General features: G+C 66.6%; 22 protein-coding genes and 2 tRNA genes. 14 read left to right on the top strand and 10 right to left on the bottom strand.

What is annotated here, in order from left to right; genetic code table 11:
• Positions 1-16: 16 nt before the first annotated feature.
• Positions 17-583, bottom strand: a complete 567-nt coding sequence (greB, locus tag CupriaWKF_RS11555) for a transcription elongation factor GreB (protein ID WP_276098013.1) — start codon at positions 581-583, stop codon at positions 17-19.
• A 132-nt stretch (positions 584-715) separates the two neighbouring features.
• On the opposite strand from greB, the gene CupriaWKF_RS11550 reads away from it, so the two are divergent.
• The 4 genes from CupriaWKF_RS11550 to CupriaWKF_RS11535 all read left to right on the top strand — a co-directional run bounded on the left by CupriaWKF_RS11550 (position 716) and on the right by CupriaWKF_RS11535 (position 1964).
• Positions 716-792, top strand: a tRNA-Arg gene (locus CupriaWKF_RS11550).
• A gap of 248 nt (positions 793-1040) precedes the next feature.
• Entirely contained in the window at positions 1041-1325 is a 285-nt protein-coding gene (locus CupriaWKF_RS11545) for a hypothetical protein (RefSeq protein WP_276100777.1), read from the top strand.
• A 214-nt stretch (positions 1326-1539) separates the two neighbouring features.
• Positions 1540-1779 (top strand): hypothetical protein, encoded by a 240-nt coding sequence (locus tag CupriaWKF_RS11540; protein WP_276098012.1) that lies wholly within the window; start codon positions 1540-1542, stop codon positions 1777-1779.
• A gap of 109 nt (positions 1780-1888) precedes the next feature.
• A tRNA-Met gene (locus CupriaWKF_RS11535) sits at positions 1889-1964 on the top strand.
• Between the two features lie 156 nt (positions 1965-2120).
• On the opposite strand, the gene CupriaWKF_RS11530 is transcribed toward CupriaWKF_RS11535, so the two are convergent.
• Together CupriaWKF_RS11530 and CupriaWKF_RS11525 are read right to left on the bottom strand one after the other, a co-directional pair.
• Complete coding sequence (locus CupriaWKF_RS11530; RefSeq protein ID WP_276098011.1) at positions 2121-2390, bottom strand: hypothetical protein; 270 nt, start codon at positions 2388-2390, stop codon at positions 2121-2123.
• 94 nt (positions 2391-2484) lie between these two features.
• Positions 2485-2787, bottom strand: coding sequence for a hypothetical protein (locus CupriaWKF_RS11525; RefSeq protein ID WP_276098010.1), 303 nt, complete (start codon positions 2785-2787; stop codon positions 2485-2487).
• Between the two features lie 259 nt (positions 2788-3046).
• Here CupriaWKF_RS11525 and CupriaWKF_RS11520 point away from each other — a divergent pair, with 259 nt between their 5' ends.
• The 3 genes from CupriaWKF_RS11520 (at position 3047) to lpxO (ending at position 4568) form a co-directional block, all read left to right on the top strand.
• Positions 3047-3178 carry a hypothetical protein gene (locus CupriaWKF_RS11520; RefSeq protein WP_276100878.1) on the top strand — a complete coding sequence of 44 codons (132 nt, stop codon included), beginning with the start codon at positions 3047-3049 and terminating at the stop codon, positions 3176-3178.
• A 36-nt stretch (positions 3179-3214) separates the two neighbouring features.
• Positions 3215-3520: a hypothetical protein gene (locus CupriaWKF_RS11515; protein ID WP_224078107.1), complete on the top strand. Its 306-nt coding sequence runs from the start codon at positions 3215-3217 to the stop codon at positions 3518-3520.
• A gap of 145 nt (positions 3521-3665) precedes the next feature.
• Positions 3666-4568 (top strand): lipid A hydroxylase LpxO, encoded by a 903-nt coding sequence (lpxO, locus tag CupriaWKF_RS11510; protein ID WP_276098009.1) that lies wholly within the window; start codon positions 3666-3668, stop codon positions 4566-4568.
• A gap of 71 nt (positions 4569-4639) precedes the next feature.
• Here lpxO and CupriaWKF_RS11505 read toward each other — a convergent pair whose 3' ends face one another.
• Together CupriaWKF_RS11505 and CupriaWKF_RS11500 are read right to left on the bottom strand one after the other, a co-directional pair.
• The gene (locus CupriaWKF_RS11505; RefSeq protein WP_276098008.1) at positions 4640-6115 is read right to left on the bottom strand and encodes a GGDEF domain-containing protein; all 1476 of its coding nucleotides are present in this window, start codon (positions 6113-6115) and stop codon (positions 4640-4642) included.
• A 192-nt stretch (positions 6116-6307) separates the two neighbouring features.
• Positions 6308-7744, bottom strand: a complete 1437-nt coding sequence (locus tag CupriaWKF_RS11500; RefSeq protein ID WP_276098007.1) for a PLP-dependent aminotransferase family protein — start codon at positions 7742-7744, stop codon at positions 6308-6310.
• A 178-nt stretch (positions 7745-7922) separates the two neighbouring features.
• On the opposite strand from CupriaWKF_RS11500, the gene CupriaWKF_RS11495 reads away from it, so the two are divergent.
• Both CupriaWKF_RS11495 and CupriaWKF_RS11490 read left to right on the top strand, forming a co-directional pair.
• Positions 7923-8288, top strand: coding sequence for a hypothetical protein (locus CupriaWKF_RS11495; protein ID WP_276098006.1), 366 nt, complete (start codon positions 7923-7925; stop codon positions 8286-8288).
• Between the two features lie 122 nt (positions 8289-8410).
• Positions 8411-10027 carry an FAD-dependent protein gene (locus tag CupriaWKF_RS11490; protein ID WP_276098005.1) on the top strand — a complete coding sequence of 539 codons (1617 nt, stop codon included), beginning with the start codon at positions 8411-8413 and terminating at the stop codon, positions 10025-10027.
• On the opposite strand, the gene CupriaWKF_RS11485 is transcribed toward CupriaWKF_RS11490, so the two are convergent.
• Positions 10028-11311 (bottom strand): TIGR03862 family flavoprotein, encoded by a 1284-nt coding sequence (locus tag CupriaWKF_RS11485; protein ID WP_276098004.1) that lies wholly within the window; start codon positions 11309-11311, stop codon positions 10028-10030.
• Positions 11312-11405: 94 nt separating this feature from the next.
• Between CupriaWKF_RS11485 and CupriaWKF_RS11480 the strand changes: the two genes are divergently transcribed.
• The gene (locus CupriaWKF_RS11480; RefSeq protein ID WP_276098003.1) at positions 11406-11990 is read left to right on the top strand and encodes a DUF1415 domain-containing protein; all 585 of its coding nucleotides are present in this window, start codon (positions 11406-11408) and stop codon (positions 11988-11990) included.
• Positions 11991-12023: 33 nt separating this feature from the next.
• Here the strand turns inward: CupriaWKF_RS11480 and CupriaWKF_RS11475 are convergent, their stop codons facing one another.
• Positions 12024-12857: an SAM-dependent methyltransferase gene (locus CupriaWKF_RS11475; protein WP_276098002.1), complete on the bottom strand. Its 834-nt coding sequence runs from the start codon at positions 12855-12857 to the stop codon at positions 12024-12026.
• 260 nt (positions 12858-13117) lie between these two features.
• Here CupriaWKF_RS11475 and CupriaWKF_RS11470 point away from each other — a divergent pair, with 260 nt between their 5' ends.
• The 4 genes from CupriaWKF_RS11470 to CupriaWKF_RS11455 all read left to right on the top strand — a co-directional run bounded on the left by CupriaWKF_RS11470 (position 13118) and on the right by CupriaWKF_RS11455 (position 17730).
• Positions 13118-14740 carry a FapA family protein gene (locus CupriaWKF_RS11470; protein WP_276098001.1) on the top strand — a complete coding sequence of 541 codons (1623 nt, stop codon included), beginning with the start codon at positions 13118-13120 and terminating at the stop codon, positions 14738-14740.
• Between the two features lie 295 nt (positions 14741-15035).
• Positions 15036-15383: a metalloregulator ArsR/SmtB family transcription factor gene (locus CupriaWKF_RS11465; RefSeq protein ID WP_276098000.1), complete on the top strand. Its 348-nt coding sequence runs from the start codon at positions 15036-15038 to the stop codon at positions 15381-15383.
• Positions 15373-15846 (top strand): SRPBCC family protein, encoded by a 474-nt coding sequence (locus CupriaWKF_RS11460; protein WP_276097999.1) that lies wholly within the window; start codon positions 15373-15375, stop codon positions 15844-15846. The genes CupriaWKF_RS11465 and CupriaWKF_RS11460 overlap by 11 nt, the downstream gene beginning before the upstream one ends.
• Positions 15847-16173: 327 nt before the next feature.
• On the top strand, positions 16174-17730 hold the full coding sequence (locus CupriaWKF_RS11455; RefSeq protein ID WP_276097998.1) for a PAS domain-containing methyl-accepting chemotaxis protein: 1557 nt from the start codon (positions 16174-16176) through the stop codon (positions 17728-17730).
• A gap of 59 nt (positions 17731-17789) precedes the next feature.
• Here the strand turns inward: CupriaWKF_RS11455 and CupriaWKF_RS11450 are convergent, their stop codons facing one another.
• Genes CupriaWKF_RS11450 through CupriaWKF_RS11440 form a run of 3 tightly spaced genes read right to left on the bottom strand, consistent with a single transcriptional unit; the run spans position 17790 to position 21997 of the window.
• Positions 17790-19520 (bottom strand): biotin carboxylase N-terminal domain-containing protein, encoded by a 1731-nt coding sequence (locus tag CupriaWKF_RS11450; RefSeq protein WP_276097997.1) that lies wholly within the window; start codon positions 19518-19520, stop codon positions 17790-17792.
• Positions 19517-21178, bottom strand: coding sequence for a 5-oxoprolinase subunit PxpB (gene pxpB, locus CupriaWKF_RS11445; RefSeq protein WP_276097996.1), 1662 nt, complete (start codon positions 21176-21178; stop codon positions 19517-19519). Before pxpB ends, CupriaWKF_RS11450 begins: the two co-directional genes overlap by 4 nt.
• Before the next feature lie 18 nt (positions 21179-21196).
• Positions 21197-21997 (bottom strand): putative hydro-lyase, encoded by an 801-nt coding sequence (locus CupriaWKF_RS11440; protein WP_276100775.1) that lies wholly within the window; start codon positions 21995-21997, stop codon positions 21197-21199.
• Between the last annotated feature and the right edge of the window lie 57 nt (positions 21998-22054).

The following is a 22054-nucleotide window of genomic DNA, read 5'->3' as shown; positions in this document are numbered from 1 at the left end:
CGCCGCCGTTGTGCAATCAGTCCGCCGCGCGCGGCGGATAGCTGACTTCCAGGATATCGATCTGTTCCACCCCGGCCGGCGTGCGCAGTGCCACGGTATCGCCTTCACGCGCCTTGATCAGTGCCTTGGCGACCGGCGAGATCCAGCTCACGTGGTTCGTGTCGAGATCCACCTCATCCATGCCGACGATGGTAATGGTCGTTTCCTCGCCGGACTGGTTGGCGTAGGTGACGGTCGCGCCGAAGAAGATCTGGTCGTTGTCGCCCTGCAGGGACGGGTCGACCACTTCGGCCTTGTCCAGGCGACGGGTCAGGAAACGGATGCGTCGATCGATCTCGCGCAGGCGCTTCTTGCCATAGAGGTAATCGCCGTTCTCGGAGCGGTCGCCATTGGAGGCGGCCCACGACACGATCTGCACGACGTCGGGACGCTCGACGTCAATGAGCTGCATCAGTTCGTTGCGCAGGCGGTTGTAGCCGTCCGCGGTGATGTAGTTCTTCGTCCCGGCGGGCAGTGGAGTAGCGCCTTCGGGGAGATCGTCCTCGTCGTCACCGGACGATTCTTTGACAAATGCCTTGTTCATGGTCGGAATCACATCTTCGGTCTGCCATTATAGAAAACCATGCCGGCAGCCCGCGCTGGCAAGAAAAACGAAAAAAAGTGCAGAAGGGGGTTCCCAAAAATGAAAACTCAGATATAATCTCATTTCTCGAGTGCGGCTGTAGCTCAGTTGGATAGAGTACTTGGCTACGAACCAAGGGGTCGTGGGTTCGAATCCTGCCAGCCGCGCCACCTATGTAGAAAGAAAAGGGCTTCCGGAAACGGAAGCCCTTTTTTATTTCCGCGTATTCCCGCACCGGTTTCATTATCGCGCTCTTGCGGCCTTTCATATCTCCGGCCGCCTGTCTCGCGCAACGCTTCCTCTTGTTCCTCATTTCATCGCGTGCAATCCGCTGATGGTGGTGCGCGTACCTTGCCGTCGCTCGGGGGTGCACCTAGGCTCGAAAGAAAGTGCGACAGTCTCGCGCAAGGAGATCGACATGGCGCAAATCGAATGGCGTGTGGAAGCGTATCGCGGCATGGACGTCTATGTGCTCGTGACGCAGCAGCATGCTGACCACGATGGCGTGGTCAGCATGGGGGGGTCGGCGCGCTGGGCTTATGAGGTTCGTGTTTGCCAGGAGGGCATGGATCCCGCCGATGCGGGCGACACGGAACTGCTCGTCAGCGGCATGCAGCAGTTTGCGACGCGCCACGCGGCGGAAGTCGCGGCGTTCAGCGCCGGCTATGCGCTTGTCGATCGGATCGTCGGGTCAGGCAAATAGCCTGTCATGCGTTGCCGGGTGTATGCGGCCTGCATGGGCCCGCTTCAGCATGGGGTTCGATTATTTCGCTGCATGCAACGGCTTATATCATGCTGCGATCTTCGTTGATCAGCGTTGATTGACGTAAATCATTTTCGTCCTGGGGGGTGCGCTCCTACTCTGGAGATGGAGGCGGTCGATGTCCGGTCCGCCACGCAATAAAGGAGTACACGCCATGCCGGAATTTGAAGGCTACAAAATCATCTACGAAGTGATTGGCTTGCCCAAGGGCAAGTGGTCGATCGTGGTAGAGATTATTCAACGGCAGGATGGCGAGGTACTGGCGCCACGGCACAATCCGTTTCCGAGCCATCCCTTCGATACGAAGCTCGAAGCTCTCGACCAGGTGAACCAGTACATCGAAGCCGTCCTCGCTGAAACGGGGTCGGAAGGGAAGTTGCGACGCATAGCATGAAGTCGAATCTTCTCTTGGGACTAGCGCCCATGCGCCCATAACTTTCGCGCGCAGTGAAAAAATCACTTGCCAGCTGCGCGCAAATGCTTCATAATTCATCTCCTTCAGACGCGGGGTGGAGCAGTTGGCAGCTCGTCGGGCTCATAACCCGAAGGTCGCAGGTTCAAGTCCTGCCCCCGCAACCAGCGCCTTCAGCGCGTTTGGTACCTCAGGCCGTTCGGCCGTTTTTTTCCTGAAAGACTTCGATAGCGCATCGCGCAGATTGACGTATCCACGCACGCATTGCATGCGCGGATGGCATTCGTCCGGACCAGGCGTACCTGATCGATTGTGGCGTGCTCTTAGTTCGATGCCATGAGCTTCGCGGCGAGAGTGAAGGTGTCGCGTACGAGCGGTTGACCTTCGCGGTCGGCCGCTTCGGCGCGTTCTCGCAGGCGGCTCGCGAGCACGCTCAGCGTGCCGCTGTCCGCAGCGCTGCGCGACACGGCTTCGCGCGCGATCTCATCCAGCTCGCCGCTGACATCAGCGCCATCGAATGCGCTGACTGAAAGCGCCGAAATGCGTTCGAGATAGAGATTGACCAGCGCTTCGTCATGTTTCGGTTCGGGCATGTCCGCTCCTTGTCGACGACGGGAACACAAGGTCATTGTAGTGAAGGGGCGAGCCCCTTCCAGTACGCATGCCGCCAGGCCCGAAGGCCGGCATTCAGTCGTCCCGCGAGCGCCGCATGTGTTCCAGCGGCAAGGGCTGGACGCGGCGGCGCGCAGGACGCAAGGCCCGGGCAGGCCAGAGTACATAGTTGGTGTGCGGGTCGAGCGGCTTGCCGAAGTACGACACCCAGACCTGAACTCCATGTTCGGTCTCGGCAATGATGGCGGCAACCGCGCGGGCCGCGGCAGAAGGGGACTTGAGCAACTCGGCCAGGGCTTCGACACCCTGGACGACGTGGTGTTTGACACCGGCAAACCATGCGTACTGACGCATGGCGGACAACAAACGCTTGGTCATGAACGCGACTCTTCGTTGGGTTGCGAGTGAGTAAGACTGCATGTCACTCGCTTTGTTCAGTGCATCTTGCGACGCGCTCGCGAAAGGCGCAAAAACTCATGATACGCAACACCGCTATCGATATCGTGCGGGGTGCATCACTTCCTGGGTTGGTCGCCCCCGGGAGCAGCCGGCAGCGTATCATCTGCCGCCGCTTGGGGAAGAGAGTGATATCCCTGAGATGCGATGCAGCCGGTGCTCTGGCTGCCTCATTCCGCAATTGCTGGTAGCCTATTCGAACAGCTATGCCGACCAGGTCGAAAAGGATTACGAGCGCTTCGTGGCCGCGTGCCGTTCGGGCCGGCTTGAGGCGCGCACCGATGTCGACATGGCTGCGGATTTCCGCGTCTGACGCGGATGGAAAATGGATTGCCAGGAGCGCTTGCCGATGACCGAAGACATCCTGATGCAACTCATGGTCGAGGTCGAGAAGGAAGACCCGATCGACTATGCCAACCTGCCGTTCGACGATGCGGCGCTGCGCCAGCTTGCATGCCGGCTCATTGCCGAGCGCTCGAACGAGCTGGAGGCTTCTGGCATGCCCGCCGAGGCCCAGCTGGCGACAATGTGGGCGTCCACCGCCAAGCTGGTGCTGGAAAACCTTGTCCTCAACGCCAGGCTGCTGACCCTGCAGGGCATGCCCGACGATGCGCGCGCGCTGATCGAGCGCATTTCACGCCAGTCGCGCGGCTAGTTCGCGCGCGGCGGTGATGGCCATGTGCCGCAGCCTATCACGGTGCGGCAAGTCCACCATTTCGCTTAAAATAGGCGCTTTGGCTCCGGCCCCGGCTGCGCGCGTTCCGTGCGTGCGGGCCTGTAGCCGCCTGGGAGAAATTCGGGTGATCAAGTGGATTATCGTCGCCAGCTATCTCGGCGCCATCCTGTATGTGCACTTCCGCGGCAAGGCGCGACTGCGCATCTGGCGACAGCTGCTCGACCATTCGGCGCTGGTCGCGCCGATCAACTGCTTCATGTATGCCTTCTCGGGAGTGCCGCGCACGCCCTACATCCCGGTCGACAACTTCCCGGACCTGGAACGGATCCGGGCAGCGTGGCCGGAAATCCGTGACGAGGGCCTGGCCCTGGCCGCGATGCGCAAGATCAAGGCCGCCGAGAAGAACGACGACGCGGGCTTCAATTCGTTCTTCAAGAACGGCTGGAAGCGCTTTTACCTGAAGTGGTACGAAGCCCAGCATCCATCGGCCGAGGCGCTGTGCCCGAAGACCGTGGCCCTGCTGCAAGGCATCCCCAGCGTGAAGGCCGCGATGTTCGCGGAACTGCCGCCGGGCGGCAAGCTCAACCCGCACCGCGACCCGTTCGCCGGTTCCCTGCGCTATCACCTGGGCCTGGCCACGCCGAACGACGACCGCTGCTTTATCGAGGTCGACGGCGAGCGCCACAGCTGGCGCGACGGGCAGGGCGTGGTGTTCGACGAGACCTACCTGCACTGGGCCGAGAACAAGAGCGATGCCAACCGGCTGATCCTGTTCTGCGACATCGAGCGCCCGATGCGCTTTGGCTGGGCCAGCAAGATCAATCACTGGCTGGGCCGCAAGGTCATGACCGCGGCAAGTTCGCCCAACGACGAGAACGACCAGACCGGCGTGATCAACAAGCTGTTCCGCTTCGTCTGGCTGGCCGGGCAATACCGCCGCCGCTACAAGGCGTGGAACCGCAAGCTGTACTACGTGACGAAGTTCGGGCTGATCATCGCGGGCATCGCGCTGATCATCTACCTGTAAGCACGGCCCGTGCCGGTGTGAAGACAAAAAGAGCCGGCTGATGCCGGCTCTTTTGCATTGGGATGACGGACTCAGTCCCGCCGACGCTCGTCCTGGGCTTCGTAGTGGGCATGCTTGGCGTCATACATGCGGCTGTCGGCGACCTTCACGGTGTCGCTGAGGCGATCACCCTGATGGCAGGTCGCGTGGCCGATGGAAAGGCTCAGCGCGGTGCCCGGATAGAACTGGTTGTTCAGTTCCACCACCTTCTCGATCTGCTCGACCACCGTGGCGGCACCACGATCGTCGCGGCCCGGCAGCAGCGCCATGAACTCGTCGCCGCCAATGCGCGCCACGCAGACCTGTTCGCCCACGGCCTTCTTCAGTACCTCGCCGGCGCGCCGCAGCAGCGCATCGCCGTCACCGTGCCCGAACTGGTCGTTGACGACCTTCAACCCGTTCAGGTCCACGGCGATGACGCTGACCGGCCACGGGCCCTTGCGGCCCAGGCGGGCCAGTTCATCCTCGTAGTAGGCGCGGTTGTACAGCTTGGTCAGTACGTCGTGCTTGCCCAGGAACTCGACATAGGCCTCCGCCTTCTTACGGGCCGTGATATCGGTGAGCGACACCAGCACCTGGTCCCAGTCCTGTTCGTGGCCGGGGAACACCGACCATTGCATGAAGACGTCGACCGGGCGCCCGTCCAGCGCGTAGTTGATGACCTCGCGCTGCTGCCAGAGCTTCTCGTGCCACAGGTCGATCAGCTGCTCGGCGAAGTGGATGCGCATGTCGTCGCGGAACACGTCGCCGAGGCGGGAAAGCAGGATTTGCTTGGATCCCGCGCCGAACATCTGCAGCGTCTGCTGGTTGACGTCGAGCACGCGGATCTCCTGCATGCAGCGCGACACGAAATCCGGGTGCACGTTGAGGAAGGTGCGGAAATCCGTAATGCCGGCCGCGCGCACTTCATCGAGCAGCATCTTGACGACGCTGAAGTCCTCCACCCACAGCGACACCGGCGAATGCTCGAACAGCCCCAGCGCGTATTGCTCGCTGCGGCGCAGTTCGCGCTCGGTGCGCATGCGCGTGGTGATGTCCTCGATCGACAGCAGCACGCGGTCCCACATGGCCTCATGCCCGGGCATGACGGTGGCTTCCAGGCGGATATCGAGGCGCTCGCCTTCGAGCGTGTAGTTCACGGTCTGGCTGGTGAAGCGGTTGCCGCCGTCCCAGAGCTGGCCGAGCTCTTCGACGTGCTGGTCGAACATGTCGTCGCGGAACACGGTGTCGAGATTGGCGACGAGGTCGGCGAGGTCGGCGGCGCGAAACAGCTCCAGCGTGCGGCGGTTCACCGAGATCACGCGGATCAGCGACGAGCAGTGCGCCACTTCATCCGGGTTGGCCCGCAGGTAGGCCCGCAAATCCGTCACCCCTTCGGCGCGCAGCCGCTCTAAGTGCTCGCGCACGGCGCTGAAGTCTTCCAGCCAGAGCGAGACCGGCGCCAGTTGAAACAGGGTCTGGTAGTCGTCGTCGACGCGCGACGCCGCGGTTGCACTGCGCAAGGCCATTCTCCCTTCTTCTTGTTATCCATATCGCATTGGTGCAGCGGCGAACCGGCCATCAGTCCGGGGATCACCAGAAAGCGGCCGGCCACGCCAGCGGCAAGGATAGGGCAGCGCCAGCGAATAAGGGAGCGGTGTTGCAAAAACGCGAGTGCCGCGCGGGTTGGCGCGGCGGTGCCCGGGAATCAGGCGGCCCCGCTACGCCGCCAGCCTGTGGACGACCGCCGCCACGGTGCCAAGCGCGTGCTCGAGTTGTGCCGAATATGGCGTGCCGCAGTTGATGCGCACAAAGCCGTCGCCGCGCGGGGAATTGGAAAACATCAGGCCTGGTGCTACATAGATGCCTTCGCGCAAGGCCTGCTCGAACACCGCTTCGGATGAAACGCCTTCGGGCAGCTCGACCCACAGATGGAAGCCCCCGCGCGGCAGCGTCAGCCGCGTGCCGGTGGGGAAAGTCGCGGCGATCACCTGGGCCGTCCATTCACGCTGCTGGCGCAGCGCCACGCGCAGCCGCCGCAGGTGGCGTTCATACCCGCCCGTCGCCATGAATTCGGCGACGGCCGCCTGGGACAACATCTCGTTGGGGCGCGACAGCGCGAACTTCAGCATTTCCACGCGCGCATGCCATTTGCCGCCGGCAATCCAGCCAAGCCGCACGCCGGGCGCCAGCACCTTGTGCACCGACGAGCAGTAGATCACGTTGCCGGTGCGGTCCCATGCCTTCGCGGCGGCCAGCGGCGTGTCGAGGTCGGCGGTGGCGGACAGGCAGTCGTCCTCGATCAGCGGCACGCCGTGATCCTCGCACCATTGCACCAGCCGGATCTTGTGGGCGTCCGGCATGACCGAGCCGAGCGGGTTCTGCAGGTTGGGCATGGCCACCACGGCGCGGATGTTGTCGTAGGTGCGCACGGCCAGTTCCAGGGCTTCCAGCGAAAGACCGGTCTGCGCGCTGCAGGGGATCTCGAGCGCACGCATGCCCAGGCTTTCCAGGATCTGCAGCAGGCCGTAGTAGGTGGGCGATTCCACCGCAATCACGTCACCCGGCCCGGCCACGGCGCGCAGCGCCAGTTGCAGGGCCTCGGTGCAGCCGTGGGTGATGAGCACTTCGTCGGGCGACAGCGTGAAGCGGCTGCGCAGCGCCAGCCGGGCCAGCGCGGCGCGCAGGGCCGGCTGGCCGCGCGGTGCCGCGGCTTCGCCATAGAGCGTGGCGTCGCGCCGCAGGATGCGCGCGGCTGCCTGCTGGAGCGCGGCGAGAGGATAGAGCGACGGCGCCCCGCGGGCGCCACCGAGGCTGAAGGTCGACGGGTCCTGCTGGCTGCGCGCGAGCACGGACGAGATGCGCTGGTGCATGCCGATGTATTGGGCCGGGTCGGGCAGCGTTGCCGCCGGCTCGCTGAGCGGCGCCAGGCGCAGGGGCGCGGCTGCGCGCACGAAGTAGCCCGAGCGCGGCCGGGCTTCCAGCAGGCCGTCGCTCTCAAGCTGGCGGCACGCCTGCAGCGCGGTCGACAGGCTCACGTCATGGGTGGTCATCAGGGCCCGCACCGACGGCATGCGGTGGCCTGGCGCCAGCGTGCCCGTGCGGATGGCCTGGCGATAGCGGTCGGCGAGTTGCTGGTAGAGCGGCGCGGAATCCATGCGGCATGATCGCCCGGTTGACGCGGGCGCGAACAGATACAGAAGGCGAGCTTCTGCATCGTAACAGAGCAAAAAAATCTGCACTGTTCCGGTCATGAGGCAGTCCCGCTGTGGCTGTGTGGACCGAGGGGGCGCCGATACGCTGGGTTCTCGTCCGAACCACGCCAAGGAGCCGCTCATGCCAGCCCCGATTCCCACACTGAACGCGCCGATCCGCTATGCGCTCGGACCGGGCCAGGCGCTAAGGCGCCACGCTGCGCGCGGCACCGTCATTCACGTGACGGAGGGCCGTGTCGAGGTGGCCTTGCCTCTGCAATGGGCCGCTGTCGGCACCTTCGACCTGTGCCATCGGCTGCTGCCCGGAGCGGTTCTGGTGCTCGCCGAACGCGGCTGGCTGACGGTGACGGCCAACGGCGCGGCCGAAGTGATGTGGCAAGAGCCCGCGCCGGGCGCCTGGCAGCGCACATGGCGCGGGCTGGCTGGATGGCTGCGTCGCCGTGCCTGGCCGGGCGCCGCGGGCCCCGTCGAGGCGGAAACCCGCTAGAATGGCGCACCGGCCGGCCTTGCCCGGCCGATTGCCATTCTTCTGGCCCGCTCCCGAGGTCCTGTGACGCGGGGACGCGGCCGTTCCGGCCACGACTGTGGCCGCATCCTCGCAGGTTTTCCATGCTCCGCCTTTCCGAACTCAAGCTCTCCCTCGAACACACCGAAGACGATCTCGACCGCGCCGTGCGCAGCGCGCTTGCGCAAATCGGCGTGAAGGGCGACGGGCTTGTGCAGTACACCGTGTTCCGCCGCGCGCATGACGCGCGCAAGCGCTCGGACATCAAGCTCACCTACATCATCGACATCGAGGTGAAGGACGAGCCCGCCGCGATCCGCCGCATGGCCGGCAAGCCGAACTGGAGCGTGACGCCCGACATGGCTTACCGCTTCGTCGCGCAGGCGCCGCAGGGCGGCAATACGCCACGTCCGGTGGTGATCGGCATGGGGCCGTGCGGCCTGCTGGCCGGCCTGCTCCTGGCGCAGATGGGTTTCCGCCCGATCATCCTCGAGCGCGGCAAGGAAGTGCGGGAGCGCACCAAGGACACCTTCGGCCTGTGGCGCAAGAGCGTGCTCAACCCGGAGTCGAACGTCCAGTTCGGCGAAGGCGGCGCGGGCACATTCTCCGACGGCAAGCTGTACAGCCAGATCAAGGATCCGAAGCACTATGGCCGCAAGGTGCTCAACGAGTTCGTGCGCGCCGGCGCGCCGGAAGACATCCTGTACAAGGCGCGTCCGCATATCGGCACGTTCCGGCTGGTGAGCATGGTCGAAAAGATGCGCGCGGAGATCCGCGAGCTCGGCGGCGAGGTCCGCTTCGAGACCCGCGTCGACGACTTCGACATCGAACGCGGCAAGCTGCGCGGCCTGAAGCTGTCCACGGGCGAGTACCTGCCGGCCGGGCACGTCATCCTGGCGGTGGGGCACAGCGCGCGCGACACCTTCCAGGTGCTGCATGACCGCGGCGTGTTCATGGAGGCCAAGCCGTTCTCGCTCGGTTTCCGCATCGAGCACCCGCAGGGCCTGATCAACCGCAGCCGCTTTGGCAAGTTCGCCGGCAACAAGCTGCTCGGCGCGGCCGACTACAAGGTGGTGCACCACTGCAGCAACGGCCGTTCGGTGTACAGCTTCTGCATGTGCCCGGGCGGCACCGTCGTCGCCGCCGCCTCGGAGCCGGGCCGCGTGGTGACCAATGGCATGAGCCAGTACAAGCGCGCGGAGCGCAACGCGAACGCGGGCATCGTGGTGGGCATCACGCCACAGGACTACCCCGGCGGACCGCTGGCCGGCATCGAGTTCCAGCGCAAATGGGAAGAGCGCGCGTTTGAACTGGGCGGACGCAACTACAACGCACCGGGCCAGCTGGTAGGCGACTTCATCGCGCGCCGGCCGTCGACTTCGCTCGGTTCGGTCGAGCCGTCGTACAAGCCGGGCGTGACGCCGACCGACCTCAGCACCTCGCTGCCCGACTACGTCATCGAGGCCATTCGTGAAGCCCTGCCGGAGCTCGACAAGAAGATCGCCGGCTTTGCCATGCACGATGCGGTGCTGACCGGTGTGGAGACGCGCACGTCGTCGCCGCTGCGCATCGAGCGCAAGGCGGACTACCAGAGCGTGAATGTAGAAGGCCTGTATCCGGCCGGCGAGGGCGCCGGCTATGCGGGCGGGATTTACTCGGCCGCGATCGACGGCATCGAAGTGGCCGAGGCCGTCGCCCTGGCGATCGTCAACGGCCGCTGATCAGCGCGCCGAACGGGAAGACACCAGCCACTGCGCCGCGCCCAGGCCGGCGGTGCGGCCGCTCGCGAAGCAGGCCGTAAGCAGGTAGCCGCCGGTCGGCGCTTCCCAGTCCAGCATCTCGCCGGCGCAGAACACGCCCGGCAGCGCATCGAGCATCAGGCTGGCGTTCATCGCTTCAAAACGTACGCCGCCCGCGCAGCTGATGACCTCGTCGATCGGCCGCGCGCGCAACAGGCGCAGCGGCAGCGCCTTGATCGACGCGGCCAGTGTCGCGGTGTCCTGCATGGCTTCCTTCGACAGGCACTCGCGCAGCAGGCCGGCCTTCACGCCGGTGATGCCCAGCCGGCTCTGCAGGTGGCTCGACAGCGAACGCGAGCCGCGCGGATGCGAGACCTCGGCCAGCACGCGCGGTGCGTCATGGCCGGGCAGAAGGTCCAGGTGGATGACGGCTTCGCCGTCGCGATCGATCCGGTCGCGGATGGGCGCGGACAGCGCGTAGACCAGACTGCCTTCGATGCCGCCCGCGCTGATCACGAACTCGCCCTGGCGATAATGCGTGTTGCCCTGCGTGTCGGTCACCGCCAGCGCGACGGGTTTGACCGGGTGGCCGGCGTGGCGCTCGGAGAACATTGCGCTCCAGTCGACATCGAAGCCGCAGTTCGCCGACCGCAGCGCGGCGATATCGACGCCATGCTGTGCGAGCAGCGGCACCCATGCGCCATCGGAGCCGAGCCGCGACCAGCTTGCGCCCCCCAGTCCTAGTACCACGGCATTTGCCTGCACGTGTTGTTCGCCGTGCGGCGTGGCGAAGCGCAGCGCGCGCGCCGCATCGTCAGTCCAGCCGAGCCAGCGATGCCGCATATGGAACTGCACGGCGCTTTCACGCAGCCGGTGCAGCCACGCGCGCAGCATCGGCGCGGCCTTCATGTCGGTCGGAAAGACGCGACCGGAGCTGCCGACGAAGGTCTCGATGCCCAACCCGTGCACCCAATCGCGCAAGGCCTGCGCGCCGAAGTCCGCCAGCATCGGCGCGATCCGGTCGGTGCGTTCGCCATAGCGCGCAAGGAATGCCGGCTCGGGTTCGGCATGGGTCAGGTTCATGCCGCTCTTGCCGGCCATCAGGAACTTGCGCCCCACCGAGGGCATGGCATCGAACACATGCACGCGCACGCCATGCGCGGTCAGCACCTCGGCCGCCATCAGGCCAGCGGGGCCGCCGCCAATCACTGCGGCTTCAACCGGCAGGGTGGCAGGCGCGGCGGACGGGGTATCGGTGGACGGCATGGCAATGCGGGAAAGGATGGCAGGGACTTGCTACGCCGCGGATTATAGAGCCTGCGGCAGCGCTAAAATGGTGCTTTGTCCTTGCCTTGCCGCCATGCCGTCTTCCGCCAGCCATCAAGATGCCGTCATTGCCGCCACGCGCCATTGGCTGGCGCGCGCGGTGATCGGGCTCAATCTCTGCCCCTTTGCCAAGAGCGTGTATGTGAAAGAGCAGGTCCGCTACGTGGTCAGCGATGCAACGCAAGCTGCAGACTTGCTCGACGAACTGGAGCGCGAACTGAAGCTGCTGGCCGAGACCGACACGGCACAGGTCGATACCACGCTGCTGATCGTGCCTGAAGCGCTGGCCGATTTCCTCGAGTTCAACGACTTTCTCTATTTCGCGGACCGGTTGCTCGGGAGCCTGCGCCTGGAAGGCACGTTGCAGATCGCGAGCTTCCACCCGCAGTACCAGTTCGAGGGGACGGAGCCGGACGATATCGAAAACTACACCAACCGCGCGCCGTATCCCATCCTGCATCTGCTGCGCGAGGACAGCATTGCGCGTGCCGCCGAAGCGTATCCCGATGCGGCCGATATCTACGAGCGCAATATGGCAACCCTGCGCCGCCTGGGCCACGCTGGCTGGCAGCGCTGGATGGACGGTGACGACGACGTGCCGCCCAAGTCGGACGCGTAGCGTCGCCGCTCCCGCTCCCGCTCCCGCTCCCGCTCAAGCGGGCGTCGTGAAGAACCGCTCGCGCATGTCTTCCAGCCCCAGCGTGCCGAGCACGCTTTCCAGCCGCTCGGCCGGGCGGCGGCGCGGCAGGTCCTTGAACTGGGCAATGATCAGCTCGTTTTTCATCGAGTGCTCCCAGCCGACCAGCTCGGTCACGCTGACCTGGTAGCCGTGCGCTTCGAGCTGCAGGCAGCGCAGCACATTGGTCACCTGGCTGCCGAATTCACGCGTGTGCAGCGGATGGCGCCAGATCTCGGTCAGCGGGTTGCCGGCGAGCAGGCGTCCCTTGTTCTTGCGCAGCACGCTCGCGACTTCGGCCTGGCAGCACGGCACCAGCACGATGTGCCGGGCGCGCTTGGCCAGCGCGAAGCGGATGGCGTCGTCGGTGGCGGTATTGCAGGCATGCAGCGCCGTGACCACGTCGACGGTCGGGGGCAGCGCCGGCGAGGCGATGGAGTCCGCCACCGAGAGGTTCAGGAAGGACATGCCCGGAAAACCCAGGCGCGTTGCCAGTGCCTGCGAGTTCTGCACCAGTTCCTCGCGCGTTTCGATGCCGAAGATGTGCGACTGGTCGTGCAGGCTCTTGAAGAACAGGTCGTACAGGATGAAGCCCAGGTATGACTTGCCGGCGCCGTGGTCGACCAGCGTGACGGCATCGCGCTCGGACTTGACCTCTTGCAGCAGCGGTTCGATGAACTGGAACAGGTGGTAGACCTGCTTGAGCTTGCGCCGGCTGTCCTGGTTCATCTTGCCGTCGCGCGTCAGGATATGGAGTTCCTTGAGCAGCTCGATCGACTGGCCGGGGCGGATTTCGTGGGTATTTGCCATGACTGCGGGAATGCGGGAGGCGGCGGGCGCGCCTCGGAAGCCGATAGTTTACCGAAAACGCTCCGCCAGTCTGCCATGGTGATCCGGTACTTCTATGCATGGTCCGAGTTTGTCCTGCCTCAAGTTTTATTGTCAGCTGCCGTAGGTAATCGATTGACCACAAGCGGAGGTGCGGGTGAAGCCGCACTAGGCTGCTCAACTGCGCCTTGGCGGGTTGGGCAGAGAGTGGCCTGCCGCACAAAGGGAACCTTGGGGGACTCATGAGTCACGAGTCGGGTTTGCGCCTGGAGCTCAGCGAGCCAGGCGAGCAGGTGCGGGCACGCTATGTGCCCGAGACGGGCCAGCTGCCTCCGGACCATACGGCGCTCCGGGAGTGCCTGGCGAGCCATGGCTGGGAACAGGCACGGCTGGACCCGCGCGCCATTGCGCAATTCCTCAGCCAGTGCCAGCGCGCGGATCGCGAGATCGATGCCACGGTCGGCGCGCTCATCGATGGCGCGTTTGAACTCGATATCAGCGACGATCGCCTGGCCGTCCGCCTCACGCTGATGCGTCCGGAAGGCGGCCGCCCGATCACCGGGGCCGACATCCGGCGTGCCGTCGCCGAACGTGGCGTGACGGCCCAGATCCAGTCGCTGGTGCTGGAAGCCACGCTGGCGGAAGGCAGCTGCGAACTGCGCGAGATCGCGGCGGGCATCGCCCCGCGACAAGGCCAGCCGGCGCGCTTCGTCAACCTGCTGGAGCCCCGCAAGCCCGCGCAGGCCGACGACGATGCCCCCATGGACCTGCGCGAACTGGGCAGCCTGACGCTGGTCACCCCAGGCACGCCGCTGATGCGGCGCATCCCGGCCGAGCCCGGCAGCGACGGCGTCGACGTCTTTGGCAAGGCACTGGCTGCCGATCCGGTCGAAGACACGCCGTTCGCCGAAGGCCTGACCGGTGCCGCCGCCGATCCCGACGATCCGAACCTGCTGGTCGCAGTCCTGGCGGGCTCGCCGGTGGTGGGCATCCATGGCACGTCGGTCAGTCCGGTGGTGCAGGTGGAATCCGTCGACCTGCACTCGGGCAATGTGGCGTTCGACGGCACGCTGCGCGTCTCGGGCGACATCCGCACCGGCATGTCGGTGAAGGTCACCGGCGATGTGCTGGTGGATGGCGTCATCGAGGCCGCCACGATCGAGGCTGGCGGCAGCATCGTGGTCAAGGGCGGCATCATCGGCAAAGCCGAAACCGGGCACGGGCATGCGGACGCGACCGGGACCATCAGCCGGGCCAGCGTGCGCTGCCAGGGCGCGGTCCAGGCGCGTTTCATCGAGAACGCGGTGGTCGAGGCCGGCACGGAGGTTACCGTCGAAAGCGGCATCCGCCAGAGTGACGTGGCCGCGGGCGAGCGCATCGTCGTGGGCGGAAGCAGCGGCATGGGCAGCATCAGCGGCGGCCGCAGCCGCGCCTTGCTCGCGGTGCGAGCGGCCGTGTTCGGCGCGCCGGCGGGCAGCGCCACCATTGTGCAGGTAGGCCTGAACCCGTACGCGGACGCCCAGCGCGCGGCGCTCGAGACGGACCGCCGGCGTCTGCTGGAGGAGCAGAACAAGGTCAAGCAGCTGGTAGCGTTCTTCGCCAAGAACCCGGAACGTGCGGTCGGCGACCTGCGCGAGAAGGCGCGTGCCACGCTGTTCAAGTCGACGCGCGACCTGTTCGAGCTCGAGGAGAAGCTCGCCAGGCTCGGGGAGCAGATGCAGCCCGCGGCAGGCGCCGTGATCGACGCCGGCCGCCGCATCCACGGCGGCGTGACGCTGCAGGTGGGCAACCGCGTGCTCAAGGTGATGGAGGACAAGCCCGGCGGGCAGATCCGCCTCGTCGACGACCGCATCGCCGTGACCTGACCCGCATGGCTGCAGCCTGCCGACACCATCCGGCGGATTTTGTACTAAGCTGCAGACGTGTCCTGGGGTGCCGCAGGATAGGCGATGGCTAGTGTTGGGCAGTGAATGCGGAAGCGGACCAGCAATCTGTGGAAGCGTTACACGGAACCGACTCACGTGGCACTGAATCGCTGAAGGCCAGCTCGCGCTGGCCTTCCTTTTTTGGCCCGCTTGCCTGATCGCTCCGATCGCCCCCGATCCCGGTTGTGACTTCTCCGCCCTTGACGTCCTTGCGTTTCGGGATATAGTTAGCCACATGGCTAACTATTTTCCGCTCGACCCGGTCTTCCTCGCATTGGGGGATCCCACGCGTCGTGCCATCGTCAGCCGGCTCGGACAGGGCGCTGCCTCGGTCAAGGAACTGGCCGCGCCATTTGCCATGGCGTTGCCATCGTTCCTGAAGCACCTGGGCGTGCTCGAGCGCAGCGGGCTGGTGCGCTCGCACAAGCAGGGGCGCGTGCGCATGTGCGAACTGGAACCGGCGACGATGCAGGCCGCCGAGACATGGCTGGCGGAACAGCGGGCGATCTGTGAGGCGCGCACCGATCGCCTGGCTGCCTATGTCGAAGCGCTGCATTCGAAGGAGACTCGCGATGGGCATTAAGCAGGACCTCGACCTTGAAATCTCTCGCGTGCTGAAGGCACCGCGCGATCTCGTCTGGAAAGCCTGGACAGACCCGAGCCACCTGAAGGAATGGTGGTGCCCGAAGCCGTGGACCACCGAGGTCCTCGCCTTCGATCTCGCGCCGGGCGGAGCCTTCCACACGCTGATGCGCGGCCCCGGCGGCGAAACCAGCGACAACCCCGGCGTCTTCCTTGACGTGGTGCCGCGTTCGCGCATCGTCTGGACCTCGGCGCTGGTGGCCGGCTGGCGTCCGGCCGACAACCCGTGGCTGCCGATGACCGCGTACATCACCATGGACGATGAGGGCGAGCACACCCGCTACGTGGCCACGGTGCTGCACAAGGACAAGGCCTCGCGCGACCAGCATGAGCAGATGGGTTTCTTCGACGGGTGGGGTACCTGCATGACCCAGCTCGAAGCCTATGCGCAGTCGCTGAAGTAGCTGGCGTCGCGGCGCCGGTGTTGGTTGCCGCAGACACGAAAAGGCCCCGCAAGCGCCGCGCTTCCGGGGCCTTTTCCTTGCAGCTTGCCGGCGTACCAGGCGGGCCAATGCCTGCGCGAATGCAATCCGTCCGAAGGGGTAGCCGTGGCCGGCATTTGCGCGCCATCAAGTTGCTGCGATGTTCGCCGCGGGCCGTCTCGTCCTGAAGCACCCCATCGGGAATACTGCCCCGCGGAGTCCGGCAATGCAGGGGTCGGGCGGGAAATCAGGGGCGGCTTCGCAAGAGAAGTCGGGGTCAAGGTTGCATCAGAACAGACAACCAGCAACATGAGATTGAATTTGCCGGTCACCGAACAGGAATACCGATTGCCATCGGACGAAGTCATCATCACCAGGACCGATACGCAAGGCAATATCGAGTACGCCAACCAGGCATTCTTCCGCAGCAGCGGCTATGACCGTGCCGAAGTCATGGGCCAGCCGCAGAACATCATCCGCCACCCGGACATGCCGGCCGCGGCCTTCGCCGATATGTGGGCGACCATCCGTGCCGGCACGCCCTGGTCTGGCGTGGTCAAGAACCGCCGCAAGGACGGCGGCTTCTACTGGGTGCTCGCCAACGTCACGCCGGTGCTCCAGGACGGCGAGGCCGTGGCCTACCTGTCGGTGAGAACCGCACCCACGCAGGCGCAGATTGCCGCGGCGACAAGGCTCTATGCCGACCTGAAGCGCGAGGAGCGGTCCCGCTGGCGGCTATCCGGCGGCGAGGCATGCCGCAAGGGCGCGGCCGGCCTGGTGCAGCGCCTGTTGCGGCTGCCCGTGGTGGCGCGGCTGCTGGTCGTCCAGTGCGTGCAGGTCCTGCTGATCGGGCTGGCGGCGGCGAGTGCGACCCTCTGGGCAGCGCCTCCTGCAGTCACGTGGGGGCTGGCTGGCGCGGCGGTGGCCATGTGCGCAGCGGCCGCGTGCTATCTTGCGCTCAATATCCTGCGGCCCGTCATGCGCCTGAACCGCAGCGCGCTGGCCGTGTTATCCGGCCAGTTGCAGCACCGCTTCCCCGAATGCGGCGATGCGCAGACGCGGCTGCTCGGCCGCTTCCTGAACCAGATGAACGCGCGGCTGGTGGGCGTGCTGCTCGATACGCGCAACTCGATCGAGAGCGTGTGGCAGTCCTCGGCCGGGCTGGCCAGCGGCAATGCCGACCTGTCGGAGCGCACCGAGCAGCAGGCCAGTGCCATCGAGGAAACCACGGCCACGCTGGCGCAGATCACCGAAACCGCGCGGCAGAACGCCAGCGACGCGGAGCAGGCCCACCAGGAAGGGCGCCGTACCGCCGAGGCAGCCTCTTCGGCGGCGGGCGGCGTGCGCCGCTCGGCGTCGCTGATGGAGCGGCTGACCACGCAATCGCGCAAGATCGCCGAGATCACCTCGGTGATCGACGACATCGCCATCCAGACCAACCTGCTCGCACTGAATGCCGCCGTCGAGGCCGCCCGCGCGGGCCAGCACGGACGTGGCTTTGCCGTCGTGGCGGGGGAGGTGAGGTCACTGGCCCAGCGCGCCGAAACGGCGGCGAAGCAGATCAAGGCGCTGATCGAAAACTCGCTCGAAGTCGTGCAGGCTAGCAGCGAGGCGGCCATCAGCGCCGGCAGCGAGATGGATCGCGTGGAGCAATCGGTGTCGGCGCTGACGCGGACGATCTCCGCCATCGCCAATGCCAGCCGCGGGCAGAGCGTGGAGATCGAGCAGACCAGCGCGGCGGTCGAGCAGATGACCCAGATCACGCAGATGAACGCGGCGCTGGTCGAGGAATCGGCTGCGGCAGCGATGGGGCTCAAGCAGCAGGCGCAGGCGCTGGAGGATGCGGTGAACGTGTTGGCGAGCTAGCTCGCCGTGGTGTCCCCGGTGGCAGGTCCGGCGCAAATCCGGACCCGCCTGGCAGGTGCTCAGTCGATGGTCGCGATCGGCAGCCCCGCCGCCACGAAGATGCCCGCGGCCGTGCGCAACGCAATGCGGCCAGCGCGATGCGCGTGGACCTGCATCTCCATCTTCATGGCCTCCATGACGGCGATCAGTTGTCCTTCCTCGACCTGGTCGCCCTCGGCCACCTTCCAGGCATGCACGGTCCCGGCGACGGGGGCCGGTACATCGCGGGTATCGACTGCGACTGTCTCCCCCGGCGTCACGGCAGGGTTTGCCGCCTGCGCATTGGCCAGTCCGCCCAGCAGCTGAGCCGGCAGGCCCAGCACCACGCGGCGGCCATCGATCTCGATGGCCGTGCGCAGCAGGCTGCCATCGGGTTGGGGCTCGGCGCGCGCGGCAGCGGCCAGCGGTTCGGCGAAGTCGGATTCGATCCAGCGGGTGTGCACGTTGAAGCCATCCGCACCAGCGAAGTCGGCGTGATCGATCACGGCGCGGTGGAAGGGCAGCACGGAAGCGACGCCTTCGATACGGAACTCGCGCAACGCACGGCGCGCGCGGGTCAGTGCCTGTTCGCGCGTGACCCCGGTGACGATGAGCTTGGCCATCAGCGAGTCGAAGGTGCCCGGCACGACGGAACCCGACTGCACGCCGGCGTCCACGCGCACGCCCGGGCCGGACGGGGGATCGAAGCGCTGTACCGGGCCCGGCGTGGGCAGGAAGCCGCGGCCCACGTCCTCGGCATTGATGCGGAACTCGATGGCGTGGCCCAGCGGGGCGGGCGTCCTGGTGATGGTGAGCGGCAGGCCGTCGGCCACGCGCAACTGCTCGACCACGAGGTCGATGCCGGTGGTCTGTTCGGTGACGGGATGCTCCACCTGCAGGCGGGTGTTGACCTCCAGGAACGAGATCACGCCGCCGGCACTCAGCAGGAATTCCACGGTGCCCGCGCTGGTGTAGCCGGCAGCGGCGCAGATGTCGCGTGCGGAGGCATGGATGCGCTCGCGTTGCGCATCGGTCAGGAACGGCGCCGGCGCTTCTTCCACCAGCTTCTGGTTGCGGCGCTGCAGGGAACAGTCGCGGGTGCCGAGCACCACCACGTTGCCATGGGCGTCGGCCAGCACCTGGGCCTCGATATGTCGCGGCTTGTCGAGAAACTGTTCGACAAAGCACTCGCCGCGGCCGAACGCCGCGACGGCTTCGCGCGAGGCAGAGTGATAGAGCTCCTCGACTTCATCCATGCGCCAGGCGATCTTCATGCCCCGGCCGCCGCCGCCAAACGCGGCCTTGATGATGATGGGCAGGCCGTACTGTTCGGCAAACGCCAGTACCTCGTCGGCATCCTTGACGGGGTCGGGCGTGCCGGCCACCAGCGGGGCGCCTACCTGCAGCGCGATCTTGCGGGCTTCGACCTTGTTGCCGAGCTTCGCGATGGTGGCCGGCGACGGCCCGATCCAGCGCAGCCCGGCGTCGATCACGGCCTGGGCAAAGGCCTCGCTCTCCGACAGGAAGCCATAGCCCGGATGGACGGCATCGGCACCGCTCTTGCGGGCGATCTCCAGCAGCTTGGCAATGTTCAGGTAGGTATCGGCCGGACGCTCGCCATCCAGCCCGTAAGCTTCGTCGGCCATGCGCGCGTGCAGGGCGTCGATGTCGGCGTTGGCATAGACGGCAACGGACTGCACGCCGTAGTCGGCACAGGCGCGGATGACACGGACGGCGATCTCGCCGCGGTTGGCAATCAGGACTTTTTTCATCGGGGTGCTCGGAAAGTGCCGGCCTCGCCCGGGGCGGCAGCCGTAGAGAGTTCTGCAAAGGCGCGGATCGGATTGAAGCGCAGCCACGCGCCCACGGGAATCTGGCCGGCGCGGTCGAGGTGATACGGGGCTACCGTGGCAATCACGGGGTAGCCGCCGGTGAGCGGATGGTCGGCCAGGAACAGCACGGGCTGCCCGCTGGGAGGCACCTGCAATGCGCCCAGGGCCGTGCCTTCGCTCGGCAGCTCGCCGCCGATGGCGCGCTCCAGCGGCGTGTCGCCGGCCAGGCGCAGGCCGACGCGATTGGACTGGGGCGTCACCTGCCAGCGCTGCGCGGCCAGGCAGGCCACGGCCTGCGGCGTGAACCAGTCGGTGCGGGGGCCCATGACCACGTCCAGCACTACCTCCTGCTCCAGCGTAGGCAGGTCCGCGGCGGGCAGGGTCGGTTCGCCGACCACGGCGCTGGCCGGAGCGGGGTGCAGGCCCAGCACATCGCCCACCGCCAGCGGCGCGGGACCCACGCCGGCCAGGGTGTCGGTGGCACAGCTGCCGAGCACGGGCGCGACGGCAAAGCCGCCGCGCGCGGCCACATAGCAGCGCGCGCCGGCAGCGGGCTGGCCGATGCCGAGCACGTCGCCATCGGCCAGGGCCAGGGCCTGGTGCGACGGCGGGCACCATTGGCGGCCATCCGCCGTGCGCAGGGTCAGGGGCGCGTCGGCGCCGGTGACGGCGACCACGGTCTCGCCAAGACTCTGCAGTTGCAGGCCGCCGCCCACGGTTTCGAGCGCCGCGCCGTTGCCGGGGTTGCCCACGAGGCGGTTGGCCGCCTTGAGCGCGGCCTGGTCCATGGCGCCGGAGGCCGAGACCCCCTGACCGGCCTGGCCATGGCGGCCCAGGTCCTGGAATACGGTCAGCAGGCCGGTAGCCCTGACCTGGAGTGCGGTTTGCCCCGGGGCCAGCATGTCGCGGGTGCGGCCGTTGCCCGGCGCCGCGATGGCGTGATTCGAGGCGCCTGCCCGGCGGCCCGTTTCCGCTTCGTCATCCAGCGTGGCGATATCGACAAAACGCACGCGGTAGCCGGGCTGCAGCAGCGCGGGCTGGTCGCGGCCCAGGTCCCACATGGCCACCGGCGTCACGCCGATGATCTGCCAGCCGCCCGGGCTGGCCTGCGGATATACGCCGCTGAAGGTGCCGGCCAGACCCACGGCGCCGGCCGGAATGCGCGTGCGCGGGGTGCTTCGGCGCGGCACATCGAGACTGGGGTGGCCGCCGGAGAGATAGGCGAAGCCCGGGGCAAAGCCGGTGAAGGCCACGGTGTATTCGCTGCCCGTGTGCCGCCGTACGACTTCCTCGGGTGTGAGGCCCAGCCGTTGCGCTACCTCCGCCAGGTCCTCGCCGTCATAGCGCACGGGGATTTCAACCAGCGTGCCGCCGCGCTCGGCGCGCGCTGCCAGGTCGCGCGAGGCGATGGCTTGCACCAGCGTCGCCAGACTCACGGCAGCGGGCCGGAAGCGCACGAGGATCGTGCGCGCGGCAGGGACCAGTTCGTCCACGCCTGGCAGGGGATCGCGCTGCAGCGAGGTCAGCAGGGCCAGAGTCTGGTCCAGGCCGGACAGCTCCACCAGCAACGCATTCAGGGAGACAGGAAGAAAGCGCAATGCAGGCTCCGGAAGCAATCAGACGTGGTAGGTGCTGTCGGGCACATCGGTGATGAACATATGGCCGGGGGCGTGGGTCACGGCGAACGGCACGCCGGAAGCCATCACGGCAGCCTGCGGGGTGACGCCGCAGGCCCAGAAGACGGGGATCTCGCCCGGCTCGATACGCACGGCATCGCCGAAGTCGGGGCGGTGGAGGTCGGCGATGCCCAGCGCGCCGGGGTCGCCCACATGGACAGGGGCGCCGTGCACTGACGGGAAGCGTCCAGAGATCATCGCGGCGTCAGCGACGCGGCCGGCGGGAATGGGCCGCATGGACACCACCATCTCGCCGTGCAGGCGCCCCGCGGGGCGACATTGGCGATTGGTGCGATACATCGGTACGTTGCAGCCGTCCGCGATGTGGCGTACCTCGATTCCCGCTTCCTGCAACGGCGTCTCGAACGTGAAGCTGCAGCCGATCAGGAACGTGACAAGGTCGGGATGCTCCTGCCAGAGCGGCGTGGCGTCGGCGACTTCTTCAGCGAGCCTGCCGTCACGCCACACGCGGTACAGCGGAATGTCGGTGCGGATGTCGGCGCCATCGGCCAGCACGGTGTGGTGCGCTCCCGCTTCGATCACGTCGAGCACCGGGCAAGCCTTGGGATTGCGCTGGGCATAGAGGAGAAAGTCCCAGGCCCAGTCGCGCGGCAGCGCGATCATGTTGGCCTGCGTCATGCCGGGCGCCACGCCCGCCGTGGGAGCGATCTTGCCGGCACGATACGCAGCGCGTGCGGCCCTTGCCGCTGCGACGGCTGTGGTGCGGAGATCGTCGAACATATTGCTTGTGCTTGTCATGAGGGTTCCTTGCTGGCGCGATTCAGGCTTGTCGGCATT

It is taken from the genome of Cupriavidus sp. WKF15 (genome assembly GCF_029278605.1).
Lineage (GTDB): Bacteria > Pseudomonadota > Gammaproteobacteria > Burkholderiales > Burkholderiaceae > Cupriavidus.
Note: the sequence above shows the minus strand (reverse complement) of the source record. Positions and strands in the feature narration are given on the sequence as shown.